The sequence below is a fragment of the Archaeoglobus fulgidus DSM 4304 genome (assembly GCF_000008665.1).
Classification (GTDB): Archaea; Halobacteriota; Archaeoglobi; order Archaeoglobales; family Archaeoglobaceae; genus Archaeoglobus; species Archaeoglobus fulgidus.
On the sequence record NC_000917.1, the window covers coordinates 1,537,633 to 1,561,712 of the forward strand.

Here is a 24,080-nt window from a genome sequence, read left to right on the forward strand (position 1 = left end):
ATACATTTCGCAATCAGCGAAATTTAAATCTTATTTCTTCCTTCTTACCGGAAGTTTTATAAGGGAAAGAGTTTATGCTTGATATGCCAATCGACCCTGTTTACTACCAGCTTGCTGAGTATTTCGACAGTCTGCCGAAGTTCGACCAGTTTTCCTCGGCCAGAGAGTACAGGGAGGCGATAAATCGAATATACGAGGAGAGAAACCGGCAGCTGAGCCAGCATGAGAGGGTTGAAAGAGTTGAGGACAGGACGATTAAGGGGAGGAACGGAGACATCAGAGTCAGAGTTTACCAGCAGAAGCCCGATTCCCCGGTTCTGGTTTACTATCACGGTGGTGGATTTGTGATTTGCAGCATCGAGTCGCACGACGCCTTATGCAGGAGAATTGCGAGACTTTCAAACTCTACCGTAGTCTCCGTGGATTACAGGCTCGCTCCTGAGCACAAGTTTCCCGCCGCAGTTTATGATTGCTACGATGCGACCAAGTGGGTTGCTGAGAACGCCGAGGAGCTGAGGATTGACCCGTCAAAAATCTTCGTTGGGGGGGACAGTGCGGGAGGGAATCTTGCCGCGGCGGTTTCAATAATGGCGAGAGACAGCGGAGAAGATTTCATAAAGCATCAAATTCTAATTTACCCCGTTGTGAACTTTGTAGCCCCCACACCATCGCTTCTGGAGTTTGGAGAGGGGCTGTGGATTCTCGACCAGAAGATAATGAGTTGGTTCTCGGAGCAGTACTTCTCCAGAGAGGAAGATAAGTTCAACCCCCTCGCCTCCGTAATCTTTGCGGACCTTGAGAACCTACCTCCTGCGCTGATCATAACCGCCGAATACGACCCGCTGAGAGATGAAGGAGAAGTTTTCGGGCAGATGCTGAGAAGAGCCGGTGTTGAGGCGAGCATCGTCAGATACAGAGGCGTGCTTCACGGATTCATCAATTACTATCCCGTGCTGAAGGCTGCGAGGGATGCGATAAACCAGATTGCCGCTCTTCTTGTGTTCGACTAGATCCTCTTTCCAAAATTTTTTGCGAGAGTGAGGGCGAACCCGATGGCCTTCTGCACGTCAGGGTCCCTCAAGGCCTTCATGGCCTCCATCATCCCCATCTGCTCGTAAACCATGGACTCCTCAAAGGCATCGATTAGCCTCTTTATTACTTTGAGAACCCTCTCATCGACGGAAAGAAGAATCTTTATCAGCATCTCGAATCTCTCGGCAATCTCCCTGATCTCGTCAGGCGTAAAGGGAACCTTGAACTCGGAGAACTTCACTATTTCGTCAAAAACTCCCTTCCTCTCAAGTATCAGGAGCTTGTCGATAGCATCGAGAATTTCGTCGTGGTTCTCGACAACTTTCTCGAAAATCTCGTATATCGCCTCAGCTGCCTTGGCAAACTTGTCCGGGGATATATCGGTCATTCTTCGCACCTAAAAATAAAAAGAGAGGTTTACTTCTTTTTCTTCTTGATTACTTCCTCAAGCCTTTTTTCTAAGGGCGCCTCATGAGTGTAAGGGCACATGAGATAGTGCTCTACGGCCTTAGCTATTGCATCCTTCGTTGCATTCTCTCCCGTTTTCCTCTTTAGCTCTTCAAGCACATTTTCAGGCAGCACTGTTTGAGCGTGAACGATTTTCACCATCACTACCACCTATCATTATAATGAACACTACCATATTTAAGTTTTTCTCATAATTACAATGTTGAAATTCATTTTTTGTTTCCTCTTACCATTGCCACTTTTCCGGTTCTTGCAAGCTCCTTGATGCCGTACTGCCTCATCAAGTCAATGAACGCCGAGACCTTGTCTTCATCGCCCGTGACCTCAATAATGAAGCTGTCTCTGGAGACGTCAACTATTCTCGCTCTGAAGATGTTTGTGAGCTCCACAATTTCGCCCCTCTTCTCTGGAGGTGCGTGAACTCTGATGAGGCACAGCTCTCTTTCGACAGAGCTTTCTGTAATCTCGCTGACCTTGATTGTTTCAATGAGCTTGTTCAGCTGCTTAATCACCTGCTCAACGACCTTGTCGTCTCCTTCAACGACAATCGTCATTCTTGAAAGGTCATCTCTTTCGGTGGTGCCGACTGTCAGGCTCTCTATGTTGAAACCCCTCCTCCTGAACAGTCCCGCAACCCTCGCAAGGACTCCGGGCTTGTTCTCAACCAGAACGGCTATCGTGTGCTTCACGCTACCACCTCACTCCTCATCGATAATCTCGTTTAACGCCGCTCCCGGCGGGACCATCGGGAAGACGTTTGCCTGGTAGTCAACTCTGAAGTCTATGACCACCGGCGCGTCGACTTCCTTTGCCTCCTTGAGTGCATCATCGACTTCCGAAGGCTTCTCGACGGTCATGCCTATCGCACCGAAACCCCTTGCTATGGCTTCAAATCCCGTTTTCTCGCAGCCAATGCAGGTTGCAGAGTACCTCTCTCTGTAGAACAGCTCCTGCCACTGCCTGACCATTCCGAGGTAGCCGTTATTCAGAACCAGAACTTTCACGGGAATCTCGTACTTGACGCATGTTGCAAGCTCCTGGATGTTCATGAAGAAGCTCCCATCCCCTGCGATGTCTATAACTGTCTTTTCTGGAAACGCGACCTGTGCGCCCATCGCTGCAGGGAAGCCGAAACCCATCGTTCCCAATCCACCGCTTGTTATGAACTGCCTTGGGTACTTGGTTTTGAAAAACTGAGCAGCCCACATCTGATTCTGTCCAACCTCTGTCGTGATAATAGCGTCCGGCATAATCTCGCAGGCGCGCTCAATCACGTACTGCGGCTTGAACCCCTCCTTTTTGTACTTCAGCGGATATCTCTTCTTCCAGTCGTTCACCTTGTCCTCCCATTCTTTTCTTTGCTTGTACTCCACGGCCTTCTTAAGCTTTGCAAGGACTTTCCTCGCATCTCCGACTATAGGGACGTCAACTCTGACGTTTTTTCCTATTTCTGCAGGATCGATGTCGATGTGGATTATCTTTGCCTCTGGTGCGAACATCGCGACGTTTCCGGTTGTTCTGTCGCTGAACCTGCAGCCGACCGCGATAATCAAGTCGCTCTCACTCAAAGCGTAGTTTGCGTACTTCGTTCCGTGCATTCCGGCGAATCCGAGTGACAGCGGGTGTGTTTCTGGAATTGAGCCTTTTCCCATCAGCGTTGTAACAACGAAGGCCGGGATTGTTTCTGCAAGCTCGACAAGCTCCTTTGAGGCGTTTGAGATTATGACCCCACCACCGGCAAGTATAACCGGTCTCTCCGCCTTCATTATCAGCTCGGCCGCCTTCGCTATCTGCCTCGGATGCCCCTCCAGCTTCGGCTTGTATCCCGGGAGGCTGACCTTCTTGGGGTAGTTGAAGTCTATGTCTGCGGTTGTGATGTCCTTGGGCAGGTCAACGAGAACCGGACCGGGTCTGCCGGTTGAGGCTATGTGGAAAGCCTCCTTTATCGTGCCCAGAAGGTCTTTGGTGTCCGTAACCAGGTAGTTGTGCTTGGTTATGGGCATCGTGATTCCGGTTATGTCGGCCTCCTGAAACGCATCGTTTCCGATCATGCTGGTCGGAACCTGGCCGGTGAAGACAACGAGCGGTGAGGAGTCCATGTAGGCTGTAGCTATGCCGGTAACGGTGTTCGTCGCTCCGGGTCCGGAGGTGGCGAAGGCAACCCCCACTTTGCCGCTCGCCCTTGCGTAGCCGTCTGCCGCGTGGGTCGCACCCTGCTCGTGCCTCGTTGTTATGTGCCTTATTCCCGAATCGTAGAGCGCATCGTAGACCTCAATAATCGCACCTCCGGGTATTCCAAACACGACCTCTATACCTTCCATCTCCAAAGCCTTGACAATGGCATCAGCAGCACGCATTTAAAACCACCTCTAACTCCTTTAGAAAAGAAGTAAAAGCTGTACTACAATGAACTCTTTTCCAGAGAACTTTTTCATCACTCCCACCACCAGCATGCGCTTTAAAAAGTTTTGGTTCGCCCAGGCAAGGTAATTGCACTGCTGCAAGCTAAGTTTTAAAAACTACTTACCTTTGTAGGAAAGTGTTAACCAGAAAGGTTCTGCTCGTTGGTGGAGGAGTTTTGGTCGTTTCAGTTATTGTTATCTACGCCGGACTGTACTTTGCCACTCAATCCTTGTTTGACCATATTGACGTTAACAACGCGTTAAACAGGGCTGAATTGGTTCATTCAGCACTTTTTCATGAGGTTGATGCGATAGATTCCTTCTGTGCGGACTGGGCCGAGTGGGATGACACTTACAATTTCGTACTAAATCGAAACATGGACTACGTTGAATCAAATCTTGTTGATGAAACCTTTCCAACTCTGAATGTAAACTATATCGTCTATCTCGACAGAAACGGAGAGGTGGTGCTTGCAAAGGGTTATGATCTGGAAAACGAAACAGCCATGAACCCCTCTCAGCCGCTGATTGAGCGGTTCAGGGAACTCTCCGCCAGAAACGATTTGGACGTCAAGAAGGGCTTTTTGAGGTTTGATAACTCCATTTACGCCTTCTCGGCCAGACCGATCCTGAGGAGCGACGAGACCGGCCCGTACGCTGGGACTCTAATCTTTGCGCGAATCGTGGACGACTCTTTTATCCAAAGCCCATCGAAAATTGCAGGTTTGAGCTTCAAAATACTGCCGGTACCAAAGGAGAAGAGTGTAAAATTTGTGAACGAAAGCGCGTTGCTGGTTGAATTTCCTCTTGAGGATTACAGCGGAAGGGTTGTAGGAACAATCGAGTTTTACGCCGAAAGGGAGGCTCTTGGAATTCTCAGCTCGCTTTACCTGCCTTTGGCATTTGCGGGTACAGCTGTTGGCATTCTGGTGGTTCTTGGCTACCTCCTTTTCGTTAAAAGGGCTGTGGTGGACAGGGTTGAGAGGCTGGCTGAGAGTCTGGGCAGAATTATGGAGAAAGGTGCGGGAAGGGTGGAGGTTGAGGGCTGTGACGAAATCACTCTGCTGGAGAAGAGGATAAATGAGCTTCTCGATGCAATCTCAGGCAAGATTGAGGAAGTTGAGGAGCTGAACCAGAACTTAAGGTTGGTAAACAAGTTGATGAGGCACGATATTCTGAACGACCTCACGTCAATACAGCTGGCCGTGGAGGTTCTGAAGGAGGAGGGAATGAATGATGGAATGGTAATGAACATTGAGAGGTCTGTCAGCAGGATTGCAGACTTGATAAGGAGGGTGAGAACTCTTGAGGAGATAATGGGGCGCGAAGCCGAACTCGTGGAAATTGACTTGAAAGACATCATAGAGGAAATTGCGGAGAAGTACAATGTGGAGGTGGAGGTTGAGGGAGAGACGATGTTTATGGCCGACAAGAACGTGGTTTCGGTGTTTGACAACCTGATTTCAAATTCGGTAAGGCACGGCAATGCGGACAAAGTCTTCATAAGAGGGGAGAAGAGGAACGGAAAGTGCTACGTTACCTTCTCAGACAACGGAAGTGGGATTCCCGAGGAGATTTCTGACAGAATTTTTGAGGAGGGTTTCAGCACGAAGGGGAGTGGTCTGGGGCTTTACATCGTTAAAAAGCTGATGAGCAGATATGGCGGGGAGATAAGGCTTTTGTCAGCCAGTCCGGCAACTTTCCAGTTAGTGTTTAAATGTTAGAAAGATTTATATGGTGAATGTGTTAATGATGATTAGGAATACCAGCACCAATCCCCGCATACCCCCAATTTTTTAATCTCTATTAATTATAGGTTTTCGCTGCGGAGAGGCAAAGAATAGAAAAGAGCCATTATATTCATTTCACCATCCAGAAAGCTTATTTTGCGTGTTACTCAGTGTTGAAAGATGGATGCAACTCTTGACAGGTTCTTCCCATTGTTTGAATCTGAGTCCAATGAGGATTTCTGGAGGATTGAGGAAATCAGAAGGTATCACGAGTCCTTAATGGTTGAACTTGATAGAATTTACAGGATTGCGGAGGCTGCAAGGAAGAAGGGGCTTGACCCCGAGCTGAGCGTTGAGATTCCGATTGCGAAGAACATGGCGGAGAGAGTTGAAAAGCTGATGAATTTGCAGGGTTTGGCGAAACGCATAATGGAGCTTGAGGAGGGGGGATTGAGCAGGGAGCTCATCTGCTTTAAGGTTGCCGACGAAATTGTTGAGGGCAAGTTTGGAGAAATGCCTAAGGAGGAGGCAATTGACAAAGCCGTCAGAACCGCCGTTGCGATAATGACCGAAGGTGTTGTGGCTGCACCAATTGAGGGCATTGCGAGGGTTAGAATCGACAGGGAGAACTTCCTTCGGGTTTACTATGCAGGCCCGATCAGAAGCGCTGGTGGGACGGCTCAGGTTATTTCCGTTCTTGTTGCTGATTATGTGAGGAGAAAGGCCGAAATTGGCAGGTACGTGCCTACAGAGGAGGAAATTCTGAGGTACTGTGAGGAGATTCCCCTTTACAAAAAGGTTGCAAACCTTCAGTACCTCCCGAGCGATGAGGAAATCAGGCTTATCGTTTCTAACTGTCCGATATGCATCGACGGTGAGCCGACGGAAAGTGCCGAGGTTTCCGGCTACAGGAATCTGCCGAGGGTGGAGACGAACAGAGTTAGGGGAGGAATGGCACTCGTTATTGCGGAGGGGATTGCGCTAAAGGCTCCAAAGCTTAAGAAGATGGTCGATGAGGTTGGCATAGAGGGCTGGGAGTGGCTCGATGCGTTGATTAAGGGGGGAGGGGATAGCGGTAGTGAGGAGGAGAAGGCAGTAATCAAGCCGAAGGACAAGTATCTTTCCGATATTGTTGCTGGAAGACCAGTCCTTAGCCATCCGTCCAGAAAGGGCGGATTCAGGCTCCGCTACGGAAGGGCGAGAAACTCAGGCTTCGCCACCGTCGGAGTAAACCCCGCAACGATGTACCTTCTCGAGTTTGTTGCTGTCGGCACGCAGCTTAAGGTTGAGAGACCCGGAAAGGCCGGAGGTGTTGTGCCGGTCTCGACCATTGAGGGTCCGACCGTCAGGCTCAAAAACGGGGATGTGGTTAAAATCAACACTCTGAGCGAGGCGAAGGCTTTAAAGGGGGAAGTTGCGGCAATTCTCGACCTCGGGGAAATTCTGATTAACTACGGCGATTTTCTTGAGAACAACCACCCCCTGATTCCCGCATCCTACACATACGAGTGGTGGATTCAGGAGGCTGAAAAGGCCGGTTTGAGGGGGGACTACAGAAAGATAAGCGAAGAGGAGGCTTTAAAGCTGTGCGACGAGTTCCACGTGCCGCTGCATCCGGATTACACCTACTTGTGGCACGACATAAGCGTTGAGGATTACAGGTATCTGCGAAACTTCGTCTCGGACAATGGGAAAATAGAGGGGAAGCACGGAAAGAGCGTGCTGCTCCTACCCTACGATTCCAGAGTAAAGGAGATTTTGGAAGCTCTGCTTCTGGAGCACAAGGTCAGGGAGTCCTTCATCGTTATAGAAACCTGGAGGGCCTTCATCAGGTGCCTCGGGCTGGATGAGAAGCTCTCAAAGGTTTCGGAAGTTTCTGGAAAGGATGTTCTTGAAATCGTGAACGGCATTTCTGGAATAAAGGTAAGGCCGAAAGCCCTGTCGAGGATAGGGGCGAGGATGGGAAGGCCAGAAAAGGCCAAGGAAAGGAAGATGAGCCCTCCCCCTCACATTCTTTTCCCCGTCGGCATGGCGGGAGGGAACACGAGAGACATAAAGAACGCAATAAACTACACAAAGAGCTACAACGCGAAAAAAGGCGAAATAGAGGTGGAGATTGCAATCAGGAAGTGCCCGCAATGCGGAAAGGAGACCTTCTGGCTCAAGTGCGACGTTTGTGGTGAGCTTACAGAGCAGCTCTACTACTGCCCGTCCTGCAGGATGAAGAACACCTCAAGCGTCTGCGAGAGCTGTGGCAGAGAGTGTGAGGGGTACATGAAGAGAAAGGTTGACCTCAGGGAGCTTTACGAGGAGGCAATAGCAAACCTCGGCGAATACGACTCCTTTGATACGATAAAAGGAGTGAAGGGAATGACATCCAAAACGAAAATTCCAGAGAGACTCGAAAAGGGGATACTGAGGGTCAAGCACGGCGTTTTTGTGTTCAAAGATGGTACGGCAAGGTTCGACGCAACGGACCTTCCGATAACGCACTTCAAACCAGCGGAAATTGGTGTAAGCGTTGAGAAGCTGAGGGAGCTTGGTTACGAGAGGGACTACAAGGGAGCGGAGCTGAAAAATGAGAACCAGATTGTTGAGCTCAAACCGCAGGATGTGATACTGCCGAAGAGTGGAGCGGAGTACCTGCTCAGGGTGGCGAACTTCATAGACGATTTGCTGGTTAAGTTTTACAAAATGGAACCCTTTTACAACGCTAAAAGCGTTGAAGACCTCATCGGACACCTGGTTATAGGACTCGCTCCCCACACCTCGGCAGGGGTGCTGGGCAGAATAATAGGATTCTCAGACGTTCTTGCTGGCTACGCGCATCCGTACTTCCACGCGGCAAAGAGGAGGAACTGCGACGGTGATGAGGACTGCTTCATGCTCTTGCTCGACGGCCTGCTGAACTTCTCTCGAAAGTTCCTCCCCGACAAGCGAGGAGGGCAGATGGACGCACCTCTCGTTTTGACAGCCATAGTCGATCCGAGGGAGGTCGACAAGGAGGTTCACAACATGGACATAGTGGAGCGCTACCCTCTTGAGTTCTATGAAGCTACGATGAGGTTCGCCAGCCCCAAGGAGATGGAGGACTACGTTGAGAAGGTAAAGGACAGGTTAAAGGATGAAAGCCGTTTCTGCGGGCTTTTCTTCACCCACGACACGGAGAACATTGCTGCGGGAGTGAAGGAGAGCGCATACAAATCCCTGAAAACGATGCAGGATAAGGTTTACAGGCAGATGGAGCTCGCTAGAATGATTGTAGCTGTTGATGAACACGATGTGGCCGAGAGGGTTATAAACGTGCACTTCCTGCCCGACATTATCGGCAACCTGAGAGCCTTCTCAAGACAGGAGTTCCGCTGTACAAGGTGCAACACGAAGTACCGCAGAATCCCCCTTGTGGGGAAGTGCTTGAAGTGCGGTAACAAGCTCACGCTTACGGTGCACAGCAGCTCCATAATGAAGTATCTCGAGCTGTCCAAGTTTCTCTGCGAAAACTTCAACGTTTCCAGCTACACCAAGCAGAGACTAATGCTTCTCGAGCAGGAAATAAAATCTATGTTCGAAAATGGTACTGAAAAGCAAGTGTCAATATCCGATTTCGTTTGACAATAGTAATATATAGTTTGAAGTCAAAACTCACCTGTGGACGAGAAGGATTTGAAAATAATCGAGCTGCTCGTAAGCAACGCGAGGATTCCGAAAACGAGGATTGCAAAGGAGCTAAACGTGACAGAGGCGGCTGTTAGAAAGAGAATAGCGAATCTGGAGAGAAGAGAGGAGATTCTGGGCTACAAGGCAATCATCAACTACAAAAAGGTTGGCCTTAGCGCCTCGCTCACAGGTGTTGATGTTGACCCAGATAAACTTTGGAAGGTTGTTGAGGAGCTCAAGGACCTTGAAAGCGTCAAGTCGCTCTGGCTCACCACTGGAGACCACACGATAATGGCGGAAATCATAGCAAAGTCGGTTCAGGAGCTTTCAGAAATTCACCAGAAAATAGCGGAGATGGAAGGGGTTAAGAGAGTCTGCCCCTCAATAATAACGGATATCGTAAAGTAGATTAGCCTTTGCGAAGAGTTCGAGCAATGGAGGAGAAATTCAGAAACTGCATTCTTGGCCTGGCAGTTGGTGATGCCCTCGGAATGCCCGTTGAGGGGCTCTCAATCGAAAATATAAGGCAGCTGTACGGGGAGGTAAGGGACTTCCTTCCCTCACCCTATGGCGATTTGAATGCGGGAGAATGGACGGATGATACCGAGCAAATGGTCGTTCTTGCCGAATCAATTCTCGAAACCGTTTACTTCGATCCGGAAAATTTTGCAGAGAGGCTGAAGAGGTGGTTTCTTGAAACCAACAGCAGGAGAATCGGGCCGAGCTCGACCAAAGCGATATCGAACCTGATGAGAGGTGTTCACTGGACGAGAGCGGGAGTTTTCAGCGACACGTGCGGAGCGGCGATGAGGGTTGCGCCGATAGGGCTGGTTTACCATTTCAGCCTGAACCTGGTTGAGAGGTATGCGGAGATTTCCGCAAGAGTTACACACACCGGAACTGCAGCGATAGGAGGTGCCGTTGCGGTTGCAGTGGCAATAGCTTGCAACGTTCTGGATTTCAGCGACGAGGAGATGCTCGAAGAGGTTTTGAGAAGGGTTGAGGCCTACGACAACCTTCTTGCGGAGAAAATAAGGTATGCGAACGAGATTTCCGATAGAGATGTGGAATACGCAGTCGAAAAGCTTGGAAACAGCATATCTTCCCTCGACGTCGTTCCCATGGCTTTTTACTCCTACTTTGCGGGAAAAGACTTTGAAGAGTCGCTGATAAAAGCCGTTAACGCCGGCGGAGATGCGGACTCAATTGCGGCGATATGCGGGGCGATTAAAGGGGCGAAGGGATTTGCAATTCCCGAGAGGTGGCTTGAGGGGCTGAAAGACAGAGAGTTCCTAGAGGAGCTGGCGACGAAGCTCTACGAATTGCACATGAGAATTGTTAAGCTCACTTAATCAATCCTGCATTCATCGGGACTTTTGTCCTCTCTCAGTCTCAGAAACACCGGTGCTCTGAGCTTCCCGTCTTCGGTGAACTCGAGGAACTCCACCTCGCAGACGTATCTCGGCTTAACCCAGTGAACGTTTTTGGTCTCGATTTCGAAGTGCGGCTTTGCAACCTCTATTTCCCTCAACCTCTCCGAGAACCAGTTCAGAAACTCAGAATCAAAGCCGGTACCAACGTTGCCGACATGTTTAAGCCTTCCATCCTCGTAAACAGCCAGAACGAGGGAGCCAAAGGTCTTTGCCCTCTCTCCCTCTCCCTCAATCCATCCCACTATAACGCAGTCCAGTGTGTTCCTCTTCTTTATCTTCTTCCAGAGTCTGCTCCTTTTGCCTATCAAGTATCTTCCATCCTTTTTCTTTGCTACAATCCCTTCAAGCCCCATTTCCACCGCTTTTCTGTAGAACTCCTCCCCTTTACCTTCAATCCACTCCTCCACCACAACCCTTCCCCTGCTTTGGAGAACTTCGGAGAGTATCTTCTTCCTCTCCATCAGCTCCAAATCCACAACCCAGCCGTCGCAGTAAAGAACGTCGAAAACTATGTAAACTGCGGGAATGGTTTTGCTGAGAATCTCAATCTTGAATCTGCTGTCCACATGCTCTCTTTTCTGCAGAAGAGGGAAGGAGGGCTTACCGTCCTTTATCACAACAACCTCACCGTCGAGAATCGCGTTTCTCTCGACAGCATCCAGCAGTTTAATCTCGGGGTAGCGGTAGGTTATGTCCAGTAGCCTTCTGTTCTGCAGCCTGACCCTCTTTCCCTCCACATCAACGAAAGCGAGGCACCTCGTTCCATCCCACTTAACCTCGTAAATGTGGTCGTCGCTGCTGAAGGGCTTTGACCTGACAGCAAGCATCGGCTTGATTTTTTTATCGAACCAGCTCATTTGACTGCCTCAAGACTGGCTTTCAACGCATCAATCAGCGATTTAACCTCTTCAACTCCCTCGCTGACAACAATCTCTCTGCCGGAGAGCTTCGCCTCAATCAGCTGCATCAGCGCCTCCTTGTACTCGTCTCTGAACTCCTCCAGCTTCAGCGGTTTCTTCATGGCAAGGATGAGCTTTTTGGCGAGTTCAAGCTCCTCTTCGGTGATTTCCGCCACAGCGCCCCAGCCGGGAAGCTCCAGAGGGCTGCGGACCTCGTCGATGTAGTGCAGCTGAGCCAGAACTATCCCACCGTCGTAGGGTCTTAGAGCCACGAGGTTCTCCTTTCCGCGCATGGTCATCTTTCCTATCCCCATGCTGTTTGTCTCCTCCATAGCTTTCTTCAGCAGGTAGTAGGCCTTTTCTCCTCCCTTGTCTGGTGATATGTAGTAAAAGCTGCTGTAGTAAATCAGTCCAAGCTCTGCAGGGTCGAAAAACTGCCTTATCTCTATGCTTTTCGTCGATTTTAGGGGAATCTTCTCAAAGTCTTCGTCGGTTAGAATCACATACTCATTTTTCGATATTTCGTATCCTTTGACGATTTCTCCGTCTGAAACCTCCTTTCCGCACTTCTCGCAGACTTTTCTGTATCTGATCCTGCCCCCATCAGCAGAATGAAGGAGGTGAAATTGAATCTCCTTCTGCGTTGTTGCTTTGTAAACCTTCACCGGTATGTTCACGAGGCCAAAGGATATGCTACCCTTCCATGTCGCCCTCATGCTCAATCTTAAGCGCGCTCGGTAAAAAACACTTTTCTCCATTAACATGATAAATTTGAATACAAATATGAGTATCAAATATGTATCGTGTAAAAACATTTAAGTACTATAGTACGTATAAGATTTGTATGATTGAAGAGGTGTTTGAATTGACCCAGAACGGAAGGGCAAAGAAATGGCACGCTTTTTATGGGGGAAAGATAGAGATACTCCCGAAAGTTCCCATTCGAACTCTTGACGACTTCAGCATATGGTACACACCCGGAGTGGCGGAAGTTTGCAACGAAATTGCCGAGGACGAGGAAAAGGCCTACGATTATACGAACAAGTGGAACCTCATCGCAATAATCACGGACGGCTCAAGAACTCTCGGTTTGGGGAACATTGGGCCGAAAGCAGCGATGCCCGTTATGGAAGGCAAAGCTCTCCTTTTCAAATTCCTCGGTGCGGTTGACGCTTTCCCGATCGCTCTTGCGGAGCAGGATGCTGACAGGTTTATCGAGATTGTTAAAGCCATCTCACCAACTTTTGGAGGTGTAAACCTTGAGGATATTTCCTCTCCGAAGTGCTTCTACATCCTTGAAAGGCTGCAAAAGGAGCTTGACATCCCAGTCTGGCACGACGACCAGCAGGGGACGGCTACGGCCACACTTGCAGCCCTCATCAACGCCCTGAAAATCGTCGGGAAGGACATCAGCGAGGTGAAGATTTCCATAATCGGAGTTGGAGCGGCCAACTTCGCCACAATCAGGCTGCTGAAGGCTGCAGGGGCTGATCCGAAGAAGATGTTTGTTGTTGACAGCAAAGGCATTCTGCACCCAGACAGGGCTGACCTGAAGGAGAAGAAGGGATACAAGTGGCAGGTGGCGATTGAGACCAACGGTGAGAGAAGGACCGGGGGAATGGAGGAGGCTATAAGGGGCACTGATGTCCTTATAGCCGCAAGCAAGCCCGGTCCGGACGTCATAAAGAAGGAGTGGATTGCTGAAATGAACGATGACGCCATCGTATTCCCTCTGGCAAACCCAACACCGGAAATCTGGCCGTGGGAGGCGAAGGATGCAGGAGCGAGGATTGTTGGGACGGGGAGGAGCGACTTCCCCAACCAGGTCAACAACTCCCTCGTCTTTCCGGGAGTTTTCAGGGGTGCTTTGACGGTAAGAGCGAGAAAAATAACGGACGAGATGTGCCTTGCCGCTGCCAACGCCCTTGCAGAGTTTGCTGAAAGGAACGGTCTTAGCGAGGACTACATAATTCCCAGAATGACTGAAAAAGAGGTGTTCCCAGAGGTGGCGACAGCCGTTGGCGTAAAGGCGGTTGAACTCGGGCTGGCTAGGCTGGAGCTGAGGGAGGAGGAGATTTACGAGATAGCCGAGCTGATGATTTCCGCCACGCAGAGGAAGATAAAGAAGCTCTACGAGCTTGGGTTTATCAAGGAACCCCCATCCTGATTTTTTTACTTTTCTCTAAGCAGATTTGAAACAAACCGAAGTTAAATTTATTTGTATCTCGCTTTACGAAGTGGCGCATGAAGGTAGTTCTGCTGAGTTCGTACTTTCCACCCCACATCGGCGGGGTTGAGGTTCATGTTGAAAGAATTGCCCACCACCTCCACAGAAGGGGTTTCGAGGTTGTTGTTGTCACCTCCACAGCTTCTGGGAGAGAAAAGTTTCCGTTCAGAGTTGAGTACGTTCCGAGCATCCCGATTCCCTATTCTCCCATCACACCATTCCTCGGGAGGTTCTTGGAGAAAATAGATGGCGATATTTTTCACTCCCACACACCTCCCCCCTTCTTTTCCTGCTCACTCAGAAAATCGCCGCACGTCATAACCTACCACTGCGATATAGAGATTCCCGAGAAGTACGGGAGATTTCCGATTCCGAGAGCTTTATCGAAGCTAATAATCAGAAGAACCGACGATATGCTTTCCGAAGCCCTTGACCGGGCTGATGCGATTGTTGCGACGACAAAAAGCTACGCGGAGACTTCGAGGCTCTTGGCAGGCAGGGACTACCACGTCATCCCCAACGGCATAGAGCTAAGCGAGTTCGAAGGGGTTGAGGCGGAAAAGGAGCCCACGGTCCTCTTCCTCGGCAGGCTTGCGGCAACAAAGGGGGTTGACGTTTTGCTTAAAGCAATGAAGCACGTTGATGTTGAAGCGAGATGCGTGATTATAGGTGATGGAGAGGAGAGGAGCTCGCTTGAGAGGCTGGCAAGAGAGCTTGAGGTGAATGCAGAGTTTACAGGCTTCCTTCCGAGAAAAAAGGTTATAGAGTACCTTTCAAGAGCTTCTCTTCTCGTTCTGCCCTCATTATCCAGGCTGGAGGCGTTCGGAATAGTCCTTCTTGAGGCGATGGCATGCGGAACTCCAGTTGCTGCCTCTGACCTTCCGGGTGTTAGGGATGTTGCATCTGAGGCGGGCTTCGTTTTTCCTCCGGGAGATTACATGAGGCTGAGCGAAATAATAAACGAAGTTCTGAGCGACGAGAGGAAGGTGAAAGCGATTGGAGAAAGCGGAAGGAGAATTGTAAGGGAGAAGTACAGCTGGGATGTGGTTGTCAAGTCCCTCATAAGGTTGTACGAGTCTCTCATTTGACTTCAAGAAAATATTTTAAACGCCTTTTCGATTTTAAATCAAATGAGGTTGCTGACAATAGGCTCGGGGCTGCGCGGGGCCAAGGTGGCAGAAATTCTGCATAAAAAAGGCGTGAAGGTCAACAGAGTTCCCCTGTTTAAGTGCTTTGCAGTTCTGAACAATGAGGAGCACTTGAGAAGCATTTCGATAGGTGACGACAGGAAGTACTACGTTCACGGGCTGAAAGGAGACGTGAGCGGGTTTGTGAATCAAATCACATCTCTTTATGAAATATTTGAGGGCAGCCTTGTTTTAACCTCGCTGGAGGATGATTTTGGCTACATAACATCTCTCGAGCTCTGCCAGAGGCTCAGAAAAGTTACGGAGGATGCTGTAATCTCCCTCGCAATAGTCCCCCAACTTGACACCTCGAGCATTGGGGAGATAAAGAAGCGAATTCGAAGTCTCAGAGACGTTTCGGACATTCTGATTCTCTTTGAGGGGGAGGTTGGAGTTGAGAGAAAAATCCTTGAGGTGATGAACCTCGTTGCCCTTGCCGGCGAGATTGATTTGAAGAAGAGGGTGGCTGGGGAGGTAGTTGTTGACACGTCCGATGTCTTCAACGCTTTGAAATCCGACGGATTCGCCATAGCGGGCTTGGCTGAGAGAAAGATACCCTTTAACTTTAAGAACCTGATTTTCAGAAGGAACAGCGAGCTCAAGGCGGTGAGAACTAGAAGAATGATAGAGCTGACGGAGGAAGCGCTGCAGAACGTGAGCATCAACGGAGATGTTGAGAACGCCAAATCAGCATTGCTCCTCTTCGCCGGTAAGCCTGATGAGCTGACAATGGAGGGGCTTTTCTCCTCAATAGCGATGATAGAGAACATCAACAGGGATATCGTTGTGAGGTACGGGGACTATCCAATTCCCGGTTCGAGGAAAGTTTCCGCCGTTTTAATATTCTCAGGAATCAGGAAATTCCGCTTTGCCTGAAAAGGGAGAACAGCTTGAAAATCGTACCGTGGTAAATTATTCTGTCCTCGATTCTTGACTGGAGTGTTTTAAAGGCGTAATCGTCGATTTCGAATTCCACGTCGTCGTATTTGACATCCTTCAGGATTAGACCGTAAGGTGGAGCGGGCTCGACCCTCTCCTTGTGCTTTTCCGGGTTCAGGAGGTCCCTGAACCACTCAATGCTTCTGTGCTGCTTTCCGATCTCCATTATTGCCGTCACTATGCAGCGAACCATGTTCCAGGTAAAGGCGTTCCCCTCAATCTCGAAGATTATGAACTCCCTGTCCGCTCTAATGTCGGCGCTAATAATTTCCCTAACGCAGCTCTCTCCCTCTCCGAATTTCTTGGTGAAGTTTGAGAAGTCGTGGACGCCGATCAGCTCTTTAACAGCCTTTCTCATCGCAGAAATGTCGTAGTCCGAGCCGTACATAACGTATGTGTAAACTCTGCTCTTCGCCCTTCTCGGGTCGAAGTCCTCGGAAACCTTCGCCCACGCCCATGCTGTTATGTCTTCGGGAAGCTCAGCGTTCAGCATTCTCGGAAAGATTTTGTCCTCGGAGTAGAAGGAAATGACCTGGCCGTAGGCATGAACTCCGGCATCAGTTCTCCCGGCACTCCTCAGCCTCGGATTCTCAACTCCGAGCCTTCTTAGGGCGTTGATTACCTCTCCCTCAACCGTCCTTTGGTCGGGCTGAAACTGACTTCCGTGAAAGTTGTCACCGAAGTACGCTATCTTGAACGCGAACTTCATCACAGCTCTCTCCCGACGAGAGACGAAACGAACTCGTTAAGTGCGCTCATTCTCCTCTGCAGTATCTCCTTAACCTGCTTCTGCCCCTGATAAAGACCAACTGCCGTGCCGACGATGAATAGAAACTCAAGCTCGTCGAGCTGGTACTTCTCCCTCAATTCAATCAAATCTCTAACCTTGCTCTCTGGCAGGCCGTCAACGGTAAGCTCCTCCTCTTCAACCCTCTCGAGGAACTTTTCGTCCGCACCCCACCTTGTTTTCAGCTCCTCAAAGGCGTCCCAGAGTATCGACTTTCTCGTCTGAATATCCATGGCAAAAGTGAGGTAAAAATTTTAAAAAACTTTCCCAATTCCAAGGCTCTCGTTCGTCTTCCTTATGCTCTCCTCCTTCTCCGCAAGCTCGAACATGGCCCTTATGGCGTCAATGTTCTCCGGAACAACAATAGCCTCCTGATGCACCGCCTGCGTTACGAAGAGGTCGTTTCCATCAACGCCGATCGATTCCCTCCAAACGATGTTCTCGTAGAGGTCGTACCTGAGCCTGAGCTCTCTCGCGAACTCGATTACCTTTGCCGTTGAGGTGAAGCCATCCTCTGCGGAAATAAGCATGATTCTCGGCTCCTCGCTGAGAGCGCTCACGACGTCTTCTGCTTTGACCGCTTCTCTCATCTCAACGCAGAGGGAGTGGACGTGCATAAGCGTTGTGGGGAGCTTGAATGCTGTTGTTACAATATCAACATCGGGCAAAACAGTCTTGACGTCCGGCCCGTGGTGGGATGGAATCGCAACCGGATCAGGCATGATTCCGTTGACGAGCCCCTTCTTGTCTTCCTTCGGGTCGACAACCCTTCTCAGCATCGTCGCCCTAATCCTGCCGATGCTGAAGTTCGTTTTGAGCATGTAAATGAGCCTCGTCAAACCGGTGGTGTTACAGCTCACAACCCTTACGTAGCTTTTCCCAACAGCCTCATCATAGTTGGCCAGCGCGTTGAAGGAGACCTCGGCAACGTCCTTCTTCTCCCCGCCCTGGAATATCGCCTTTATGCCCGCTTTCTCGTAATACTTCGCCTTGTTTTCCGCCCCAACCTTGTTCGGGCTGCAGTCGACAACGATGTCGGCTTTTGGCAGCAAATCCTCTATTGTTCCCTGAATCTCGATCCCCGCCCTCTCGAAAAGCTCCACGTTCTCGGGCTTGGCCACGTAGAGAGGATACCTTTTGGCGCCGAGTTTCGCCTCAAAGTCTGGGCGGGTTTTGGTAACTCCGACAACCTCCATATCGTCCTGAAGGCTGACTGCATCAGCCACTCTCTTTCCGATGGTTCCGTAACCGTTTATCGCCACCTTAACCTTCATCATTCTCCCTCCAGTATTATTTTGTGCCCAACCAAATCCATCTCAACAACTCTACCTCTTACCTCTCTGTAATCTCCCAGAATGTCCCACATTTTTACTTTTTCCCCTTCAACGACGATTCTCACCACATCCTCCATCAGCGGCTCCTCCCGGCCTGCCAAAAAGACCTTCGATTCACACATGATGAAGTGTTGGTGCAAGGTTTTATCTTATTTCCCCCAAACGTTAAAATTCCAGATAATATCACAGTTTTTGTGCTGAAGGTCGCCAAGTTCGAACTAAAAAAGTCGAGGAAGAGGTACGGGGCGAGGAGCTTGCTTCTAATTCTGCTTGCTGCAATGTTCTCAGCAGCAATGGGATACGCCTCTGTTTTAACCGGTATCGATTCCGATAAGGGGATTTACACAGCCAACGTGAGGGTGGACCTTGGGACGTTCAAGCTCTCGGAAGATTCTGACGTCGTGCTGTATGATGGTAAGCTGTTTGTAGGGCAGAACGACAAGAGCCTTGCAGCCGCAGATGAGCTTTTGAAATACCTCAGGGAGGAGCACAGAAAGAGGATAGAGGCTGAGTTTGGAGAGTTGGCACATCCCGTGAGGGTTAGCGTTGTTTACCTCAACCCGTCGAAGATAACACCTCCCAGGACGAAGGCAGAAGGCGGTGGGGTGAAGAATGAAACGGAGAGCGGGCAGTTAAACGTAAACGGGTCGGAGGGGTCAAAGCAAACCAGCGAATCCGCCTCAAAAACGCCTGCAGCAACGACTGTAACGGGTGGTGAGATGACGGCAAATGTCACACAGGTTGAAAAATCCTCTTACGTACCTCCTGAGGACATTAAAACACCGAGCCTCGTTGACAGAATGGTTCTGGCTTTCCTCTTCGTTATTCCATCTTACTTCGCCGTTCAGGTCTTCTCGTCCTCCCTGCTTGAGGACAAGCTCCTCAGGAGGCTTGAGGTTCTGCTGTCCGCGATAAGCAGATCAGACCTGATTTTCGGGAAGATTCTGCCCTACCTTCTTTTCTCCCTTCTTTCTTCCCTCGCCGTATCGGTGTATCTGGGGAGCTATTTGGCATTTCTCTTCGCCATCCCCGTAATCCTCCTGCTTTTCTCCGCTCAAACGTTCGTGGTGATGATTTCGAGAAGCTACAGAGAGGCAACCTTTCTCCTCCTCGTCGTTTCTCTCCTTATTACGATCTACGCATTCATCCCTGCGGTGTTCTCAACTGCAATACCCCTGTCAAAAATCTCACCCATCACGCTCCTGATAGCGAGCGTTCAGGGAGAGGAGATAAACCTGACAGACCTCTCCCTTTCATTCGCCCACTACCTGATTATGGCCTCGATGCTGCTTTACTTCAGCATGAAGGCCCTCAATCCGGACATTGCCCATGGAAAGGAGATTTTCCAGAAACTCGTTGAGATTTCGAGGCTGAGCGTAACCAGCGATTCTGCAGCATTCATCTTGGCCTTTCTGTCTATATCCTTCGCCTTCATGGCCGAACTCTTTGCAGTTTTCATGATTTTTGTCCTTCCGCGGCAGCTCATGATTCCAGCCCTGCTCGTCTGCGTTGCGGCGGTTGAGGAGCTCATAAAGGGACTCATCATTTTCTCCTCGCCCACCGCTCGCAGAGCCTTTTTCACAGCTCTGGGCTTCTTTGCGGGTGAGAAGTTTCTAATCCTCTTCAACGTCCTTCAGGAGTACAGCATAGCCTTTCTCGGGCAGTTCCTCGTTCTTCCCTTAATTCTCCACATAGCAACCGCTCTGCTCATCGCCTTTACTGCTAAGTTCGGATACGGAAGGGCGCTGATGCTGGCGGCAATCCTGCATGCCATCTACGACCATACGGTGGTGATGCTCCTTGTTTGAGCTGGTAAAAAAGGACATCAGGCTGATGTTCAGGGAGAGAACCTTCGTCAGCATCGTTTTTTTGATAGTGTTTGTTGCGGGCATCTCATCAGTCATAACCTTCGGGCTGATAATGCTCTACAACCCCGATTACCTCGGCTACTACGGCAGCTCTAAGGTTGCGGTTGTGGGGGAGTGCTTCATTGAGAGCTGTTACGACGAGAAAACGGCCATGGAGCTCTTCAAAGGCGGGAAGGTTGATGCGGTTCTGATTGTAACCGATTTAAACGGTATCAAGTACGTTGACATTTTGGTGCCCGACGATGAGATAAAGGCCGCTCAGGTTCTGAGCTACGTTAAAAAGCTGCTCACCGAATATGAAGAGAAGCTGAGAGACGCTTACGGCGTTCCGAATCTCGACGTGAGGGTTTTCTCTGGAGGCAGGGAGAAAGACCTTCCATCAGGGTCGTCCACGGTATTCAAGTTCATCTACCTAATCCTAATCCCTCTCCTCAGCATCACAACTGCCGTCGTGGCTGCGGGAATGACGATCGACTCGATTTGTGAGGAGATACAGAGCGGCTCTCTGGAAGTGCTGCTCTCCACACCCCTCTCACCCTTCAAAATTTCGATGGCCAAGGTGGCGTCGCCGATGCTTTTCTCCTCCACCGTCACAGCGCTCTGGCTTCTGCTTCTCGCAGCCAACAGGGTTGACATCGCAAACCCTCTGCTGACCTTTGCTCTATCCGTCTTCATCGCAGCTTTTTTCGTGGCGTTGGGCTACATCATGGCAGCGAAGTTCAGGGACAGGGAGAGGGCGCAGCTCCTATTCTCCATTCTCGCTGCGGGCTCACTGCCGCTGATGGTTACGAAGTACGCAAGCCCGGCTGTGATGGTTGGAAGGGCTGCGGCAGGGGCAGAGATAGAACCTGCTGTTGCCGCAGCATTCTCCGTTCTGGCCTTCTTGCTTCTTGCAGTTTCGCCGCTCTTGGTAAAAATTAAGTGAGTTCAGCTTCTTAACCTCTCCAGAACCTCCTTGGCGTAGTCCAGCCTTATCTTTCCGTCCCTGACCATTATCTCAACAACCCTGTCAACCTCATCTCCTGTTGCACCGGCCATTATGGCGAGGTTTCTGGCGTGAAGCTCCATGTGCCCCCTCTGTATTCCTTCAGTTGCCAAAGCCCTTAAAGCTGCAAAGTTCTGAGCAAGGCCGAGAGCTGCAGCTACTCTCGCCAGCTCCTCGGCAGTGTTTACTCCAAGAATCTTCAGCGAGATTTTTGCCAGCGGATTGACCTTCGTTGCCCCCCCAATCACCCCCACAGCCATTGGAATCTCTATCGTTCCAACCAGATTCCCCTTCCTGTCAACCTCGTAGGTAGTGAGGGGTTTATAGCCGCCAATAGCAGCGTAGCTGTGGGCTCCAGCCTCAATAGCCCTGAAGTCGTTGCCCGTTGCAATCATCAAGGCTGAGATGCCGTTCATGATTCCCTTGTTGTGCGTGGCACATCTGAAGGGATCAGCTGCTGCAAAGGCGTAGGCGAGCATGATCCCCTCAACAACCTCCTCTCCGCCGATAACATCTTTGTCAAAAACAGCCTTCGCCCTCGCCAGCCTGTAGGCTGCAAGGTTCGAGATGATGCGGAGATAAACTTTCCCTCCAGTGATTCTCTCAATGAAGGGAGCAACCTTCTCGCACATCGTGTTTACCGCATTTGCCCCCATGGCATCCTTTACATCAACAATTAAGTGGACTATGAGCATCTTCCCCATTATGGTGTCAATGACTCTCGCCTCTATATCCTTGCAGCCCCCTCCGAGGTTTACGAGCATCGGGTCGCATTCGTTGGCCCTCTCTATAATTTCATCCTTTTGCCTGAGAACCTCAAATTTCGCCGCATTTGGGTTGAGAAGCTTTGTAACCTGAATCTGGCCAATCATGAGCGAGCCGGTGTAGTCTGTGGTGAATCCACCGCTCTCCCTCGCCATTCTGGCTGCGTTGCTTGCTGCGGCAACAACACTTGGCTCCTCAATGGCCATCGGGATGAGGTAATCCTTCCCATCAATCAGGAAATTGGTGGCTATGCCCAGCGGAAGCTCAAAGGTGCCGATAACGTTCTCAATCATCCTGTCAGCAACGTCGAGGGGCAAACCCTGAGATAAAACTGCTTTAACCTCCTCATCGCTCAATCCAGCGAATTCAGCAACCTTCTTCAGCCTTTCCTCCACGCTGAGCTTGTAAAATCCGGGAATGCGAGAACTCATGGCTCTTCTAATCTTCCCTGATTTATAATGTCTTCGGTCGAGTCTAAGAACCTGCATGTGTTTCCTTCGCAGACCATTATTCCATCAACGTATTCCTTTATAACCAATTTAAAGGGCCTGAAGAGTTTAAGGGCACTTTCAAAGTGCTCCTCCGTTTTGACAACGTAAACTCCTTTAATGAAGGTGTAAAGGCTGAGCAAGTAGGAAGCGGAGGAGAAGGGAAACCTTCTGGCCAATCCAGCGAAAGTTCTGAGGCCTTCAACCGCAAGCTCCTCGTACCTTCTCTCTCCAGTAATGGCGCTGAGGGCTAAAAGAAGCTGTGGAGCTGAGCCGTTCACTGACTGAGTTGGGCTGTCGTGGAAGTTTTTAAGCCTGATTCCAAGCACAGCCCTCTCAGAGTCGAAGAAGCCCCCATCTTCGCCATCCCAGAATTTTTCGACCGCTGAATCAACAATTTCAAAACACTTTTCGAGGTATTCGTGCCTCTGCGTAACCTCAAAGAGGGCCAGAAGCCCTCTGGCAAAGAAGATGTAGTCCTCCGAGAGCCCTTCTACGTTATGAGTGTGGAGAAGCTCCCTACCATCCCAAAACTCCTTTAGCAGCCTGTTGGCCGTTTTCTCTGCCATTTCAAGGCTCCAATTATCCCCAAAAACCTTGTGGTGCATACACAATGCCTCAATCATCAATCCATTCCATCCAGCGTAGATGGTGGTGTCGATGTAGGGCATCTCCCTCTGCTCCCTGAACTCCAGCATCTTCCTCCTTGCGGAATTAACAGCCCTCTCCACCTCTTCAACAGAAACTCCGAGGATTTTTGATATCTCCTCCTCGGTAAGGAAGATTCGGGGAAGCTTTCTCTCTCCCTGAATGTCGTAGTAAAGGGTAGCTATCCTGAACTCCCTCTCATCGAGAATTTCCTTCAATTCTCTGTCGCTGAAGAGGTAGTAACCCCCCTCGTCGAGCTCTCCTATGTCCGCATCCTGTGAGGCGTAAAAGCCCCCCTCATTGCTGCAGCCAAATTTTCTGTAATATTCAACAATCCCATCGGCAATTTTCTGGTAAAGCCTCTTTCCTGTTAAGGCGTAGGCGATGGAGTAGAGATAAAGCAGCTCGGCGTTGTCGTAGAGCATCTTTTCGTAGTGCGGTGTGACCCACTTCGCATCGGTGGAGTATCTGAAGAAGCCACCAAGCAAGTGGTCGTAGATTCCGCCCCTCGCCATTGCATCGAGCGTTATCTCTGCAGCCTTCAGCACCTCTTCATCTCCAGTGAAAAAGTGGTGAGTAAGGAGAAGCTCAACGGCCTTGGCGTGATGAAACTTTGGGGCTGAGCCGAATCCACCATTAACGTAATCCGTTTGATCCAGAACTGCCTCAATTCCCTTATCAAGCAGTTTTTCATCAACATCCCCTTTAAAGCTGCCCTCAGCATACCTCCTTACAGCTTCTGTAAGCTCCTCGGCAGATTTCAGCAGCCTCTCTCTGTCGTGCCTCCACATCTCCGCAATTTTTCTCAGCACAGTTTTGAATCCGGGAAGATGATAGCGGTCTTCGGGAGGAAAGTATGTCCCCCCGAAAAAGGGCTTGCCATCAGGGGTAAGGAAAACTGTTAGCGGCCACCCACCGCTTCCTGTGGTGGCCATTACAAACTCCTGATACCTCTTGTCGATGTCGGGCCTTTCATCCCTGTCCACCTTTATGGCCACAAAGTTCCTGTTAATCATTTCAGCAATCTCTTCATTCTCAAAACTCTCTTTCGCCATCACGTGGCACCAGTGGCACCAGACACCACCTATGGAGAGCAAAATAGGCTTATCTTCTTTCTTTGCCTTTGCAAAAGCCTCTTCTCCCCACTCAAACCACTCAACCGGCTGATTTGCGGCTTTGCGTAGATAGGGGCTACGGGAGTTGATTAGACGATTGACCATCAAAAAACATT

Annotated in this window: 22 protein-coding genes; 10 read left to right on the plus strand and 12 right to left on the minus strand. The window is 50.0% G+C overall.

The window, feature by feature from the left end; all coding sequences use genetic code 11:
• Window positions 1-83: 83 nt before the first annotated feature.
• On the plus strand, window positions 84-1,010 hold the full coding sequence (locus tag AF_RS08635) for an alpha/beta hydrolase (protein WP_048064724.1): 927 nt from the start codon (window positions 84-86) through the stop codon (window positions 1,008-1,010).
• Here AF_RS08635 and AF_RS08640 read toward each other — a convergent pair.
• The 4 genes from AF_RS08640 to AF_RS08655 all read right to left on the minus strand — a co-directional run bounded on the left by AF_RS08640 (window position 1,007) and on the right by AF_RS08655 (window position 3,857).
• Window positions 1,007-1,420 carry a DUF1641 domain-containing protein gene (locus AF_RS08640; protein ID WP_048064442.1) on the minus strand — a complete coding sequence of 138 codons (414 nt, stop codon included), beginning with the start codon at window positions 1,418-1,420 and terminating at the stop codon, window positions 1,007-1,009. The two genes, AF_RS08635 and AF_RS08640, sit on opposite strands and share 4 nt — an antisense overlap.
• Before the next feature lie 29 nt (window positions 1,421-1,449).
• Window positions 1,450-1,641, minus strand: coding sequence for a DUF5371 family protein (locus tag AF_RS08645; protein WP_048064725.1), 192 nt, complete (start codon window positions 1,639-1,641; stop codon window positions 1,450-1,452).
• A gap of 68 nt (window positions 1,642-1,709) precedes the next feature.
• Window positions 1,710-2,189, minus strand: coding sequence for an acetolactate synthase small subunit (gene ilvN, locus AF_RS08650; RefSeq protein WP_010879215.1), 480 nt, complete (start codon window positions 2,187-2,189; stop codon window positions 1,710-1,712).
• A gap of 9 nt (window positions 2,190-2,198) precedes the next feature.
• Window positions 2,199-3,857 (minus strand): acetolactate synthase large subunit, encoded by a 1,659-nt coding sequence (locus AF_RS08655; protein WP_010879216.1) that lies wholly within the window; start codon window positions 3,855-3,857, stop codon window positions 2,199-2,201.
• Window positions 3,858-4,039: 182 nt separating this feature from the next.
• Here AF_RS08655 and AF_RS08660 point away from each other — a divergent pair, with 182 nt between their 5' ends.
• From AF_RS08660 to AF_RS08675, 4 genes are all read left to right on the plus strand, one after another.
• Entirely contained in the window at window positions 4,040-5,626 is a 1,587-nt protein-coding gene (locus tag AF_RS08660; RefSeq protein ID WP_010879217.1) for a sensor histidine kinase, read from the plus strand.
• Between the two features lie 186 nt (window positions 5,627-5,812).
• Complete coding sequence (gene polC / locus AF_RS08665) at window positions 5,813-9,244, plus strand: DNA polymerase II large subunit (RefSeq protein WP_010879218.1); 3,432 nt, start codon at window positions 5,813-5,815, stop codon at window positions 9,242-9,244.
• A gap of 36 nt (window positions 9,245-9,280) precedes the next feature.
• Entirely contained in the window at window positions 9,281-9,697 is a 417-nt protein-coding gene (locus AF_RS08670) for an Lrp/AsnC family transcriptional regulator (protein WP_010879219.1), read from the plus strand.
• Between the two features lie 26 nt (window positions 9,698-9,723).
• Entirely contained in the window at window positions 9,724-10,641 is a 918-nt protein-coding gene (locus AF_RS08675; RefSeq protein ID WP_010879220.1) for an ADP-ribosylglycohydrolase family protein, read from the plus strand.
• Here AF_RS08675 and ligD read toward each other — a convergent pair.
• Together ligD and AF_RS08685 are read right to left on the minus strand one after the other, a co-directional pair.
• Window positions 10,638-11,579 carry a non-homologous end-joining DNA ligase gene (gene ligD / locus AF_RS08680; RefSeq protein ID WP_010879221.1) on the minus strand — a complete coding sequence of 314 codons (942 nt, stop codon included), beginning with the start codon at window positions 11,577-11,579 and terminating at the stop codon, window positions 10,638-10,640. The genes AF_RS08675 and ligD overlap by 4 nt on opposite strands.
• The gene (locus AF_RS08685) at window positions 11,576-12,337 is read right to left on the minus strand and encodes a Ku protein (protein ID WP_048064443.1); all 762 of its coding nucleotides are present in this window, start codon (window positions 12,335-12,337) and stop codon (window positions 11,576-11,578) included. Before AF_RS08685 ends, ligD begins: the two co-directional genes overlap by 4 nt.
• A 128-nt stretch (window positions 12,338-12,465) precedes the next feature.
• Between AF_RS08685 and AF_RS08690 the strand changes: the two genes are divergently transcribed.
• The 3 genes from AF_RS08690 (at window position 12,466) to AF_RS08700 (ending at window position 15,911) form a co-directional block, all read left to right on the plus strand.
• Window positions 12,466-13,788, plus strand: a complete 1,323-nt coding sequence (locus tag AF_RS08690; protein WP_048064444.1) for an NAD(P)-dependent malic enzyme — start codon at window positions 12,466-12,468, stop codon at window positions 13,786-13,788.
• Window positions 13,789-13,865: 77 nt separating this feature from the next.
• Window positions 13,866-14,936: a glycosyltransferase family 4 protein gene (locus AF_RS08695; protein WP_010879224.1), complete on the plus strand. Its 1,071-nt coding sequence runs from the start codon at window positions 13,866-13,868 to the stop codon at window positions 14,934-14,936.
• Window positions 14,937-14,978: 42 nt separating this feature from the next.
• A complete protein-coding gene (locus AF_RS08700) occupies window positions 14,979-15,911 on the plus strand; it encodes a cell division protein (protein WP_010879225.1) in 933 nt (310 codons plus the stop codon).
• On the opposite strand, the gene truA is transcribed toward AF_RS08700, so the two are convergent.
• Genes truA through AF_RS08720 form a run of 4 tightly spaced genes read right to left on the minus strand, consistent with a single transcriptional unit; the run spans window position 15,889 to window position 18,217 of the window.
• The gene (gene truA / locus AF_RS08705) at window positions 15,889-16,683 is read right to left on the minus strand and encodes a tRNA pseudouridine(38-40) synthase TruA (protein WP_048064445.1); all 795 of its coding nucleotides are present in this window, start codon (window positions 16,681-16,683) and stop codon (window positions 15,889-15,891) included. The genes AF_RS08700 and truA overlap by 23 nt on opposite strands.
• On the minus strand, window positions 16,683-16,994 hold the full coding sequence (locus AF_RS08710; RefSeq protein ID WP_010879227.1) for a hypothetical protein: 312 nt from the start codon (window positions 16,992-16,994) through the stop codon (window positions 16,683-16,685). The genes truA and AF_RS08710 overlap by 1 nt, the downstream gene beginning before the upstream one ends.
• Before the next feature lie 21 nt (window positions 16,995-17,015).
• Window positions 17,016-18,035 carry a type II glyceraldehyde-3-phosphate dehydrogenase gene (locus AF_RS08715; RefSeq protein WP_048064727.1) on the minus strand — a complete coding sequence of 340 codons (1,020 nt, stop codon included), beginning with the start codon at window positions 18,033-18,035 and terminating at the stop codon, window positions 17,016-17,018.
• Window positions 18,035-18,217, minus strand: coding sequence for a CooT family nickel-binding protein (locus AF_RS08720; protein WP_048064446.1), 183 nt, complete (start codon window positions 18,215-18,217; stop codon window positions 18,035-18,037). Before AF_RS08720 ends, AF_RS08715 begins: the two co-directional genes overlap by 1 nt.
• A 72-nt stretch (window positions 18,218-18,289) precedes the next feature.
• Here AF_RS08720 and AF_RS08725 point away from each other — a divergent pair, with 72 nt between their 5' ends.
• On the plus strand, window positions 18,290-19,903 hold the full coding sequence (locus AF_RS08725) for an ABC transporter permease (protein WP_048064447.1): 1,614 nt from the start codon (window positions 18,290-18,292) through the stop codon (window positions 19,901-19,903).
• Entirely contained in the window at window positions 19,896-20,888 is a 993-nt protein-coding gene (locus tag AF_RS08730; RefSeq protein ID WP_143274448.1) for an ABC transporter permease, read from the plus strand. The genes AF_RS08725 and AF_RS08730 overlap by 8 nt, the downstream gene beginning before the upstream one ends.
• A 2-nt stretch (window positions 20,889-20,890) precedes the next feature.
• Here AF_RS08730 and AF_RS08735 read toward each other — a convergent pair whose 3' ends face one another.
• Both AF_RS08735 and AF_RS08740 read right to left on the minus strand, forming a co-directional pair.
• The gene (locus tag AF_RS08735) at window positions 20,891-22,201 is read right to left on the minus strand and encodes a hydroxymethylglutaryl-CoA reductase, degradative (RefSeq protein WP_010879232.1); all 1,311 of its coding nucleotides are present in this window, start codon (window positions 22,199-22,201) and stop codon (window positions 20,891-20,893) included.
• Window positions 22,141-24,069, minus strand: coding sequence for a thioredoxin domain-containing protein (locus AF_RS08740; RefSeq protein WP_010879233.1), 1,929 nt, complete (start codon window positions 24,067-24,069; stop codon window positions 22,141-22,143). The genes AF_RS08735 and AF_RS08740 overlap by 61 nt, the downstream gene beginning before the upstream one ends.
• Between the last annotated feature and the right edge of the window lie 11 nt (window positions 24,070-24,080).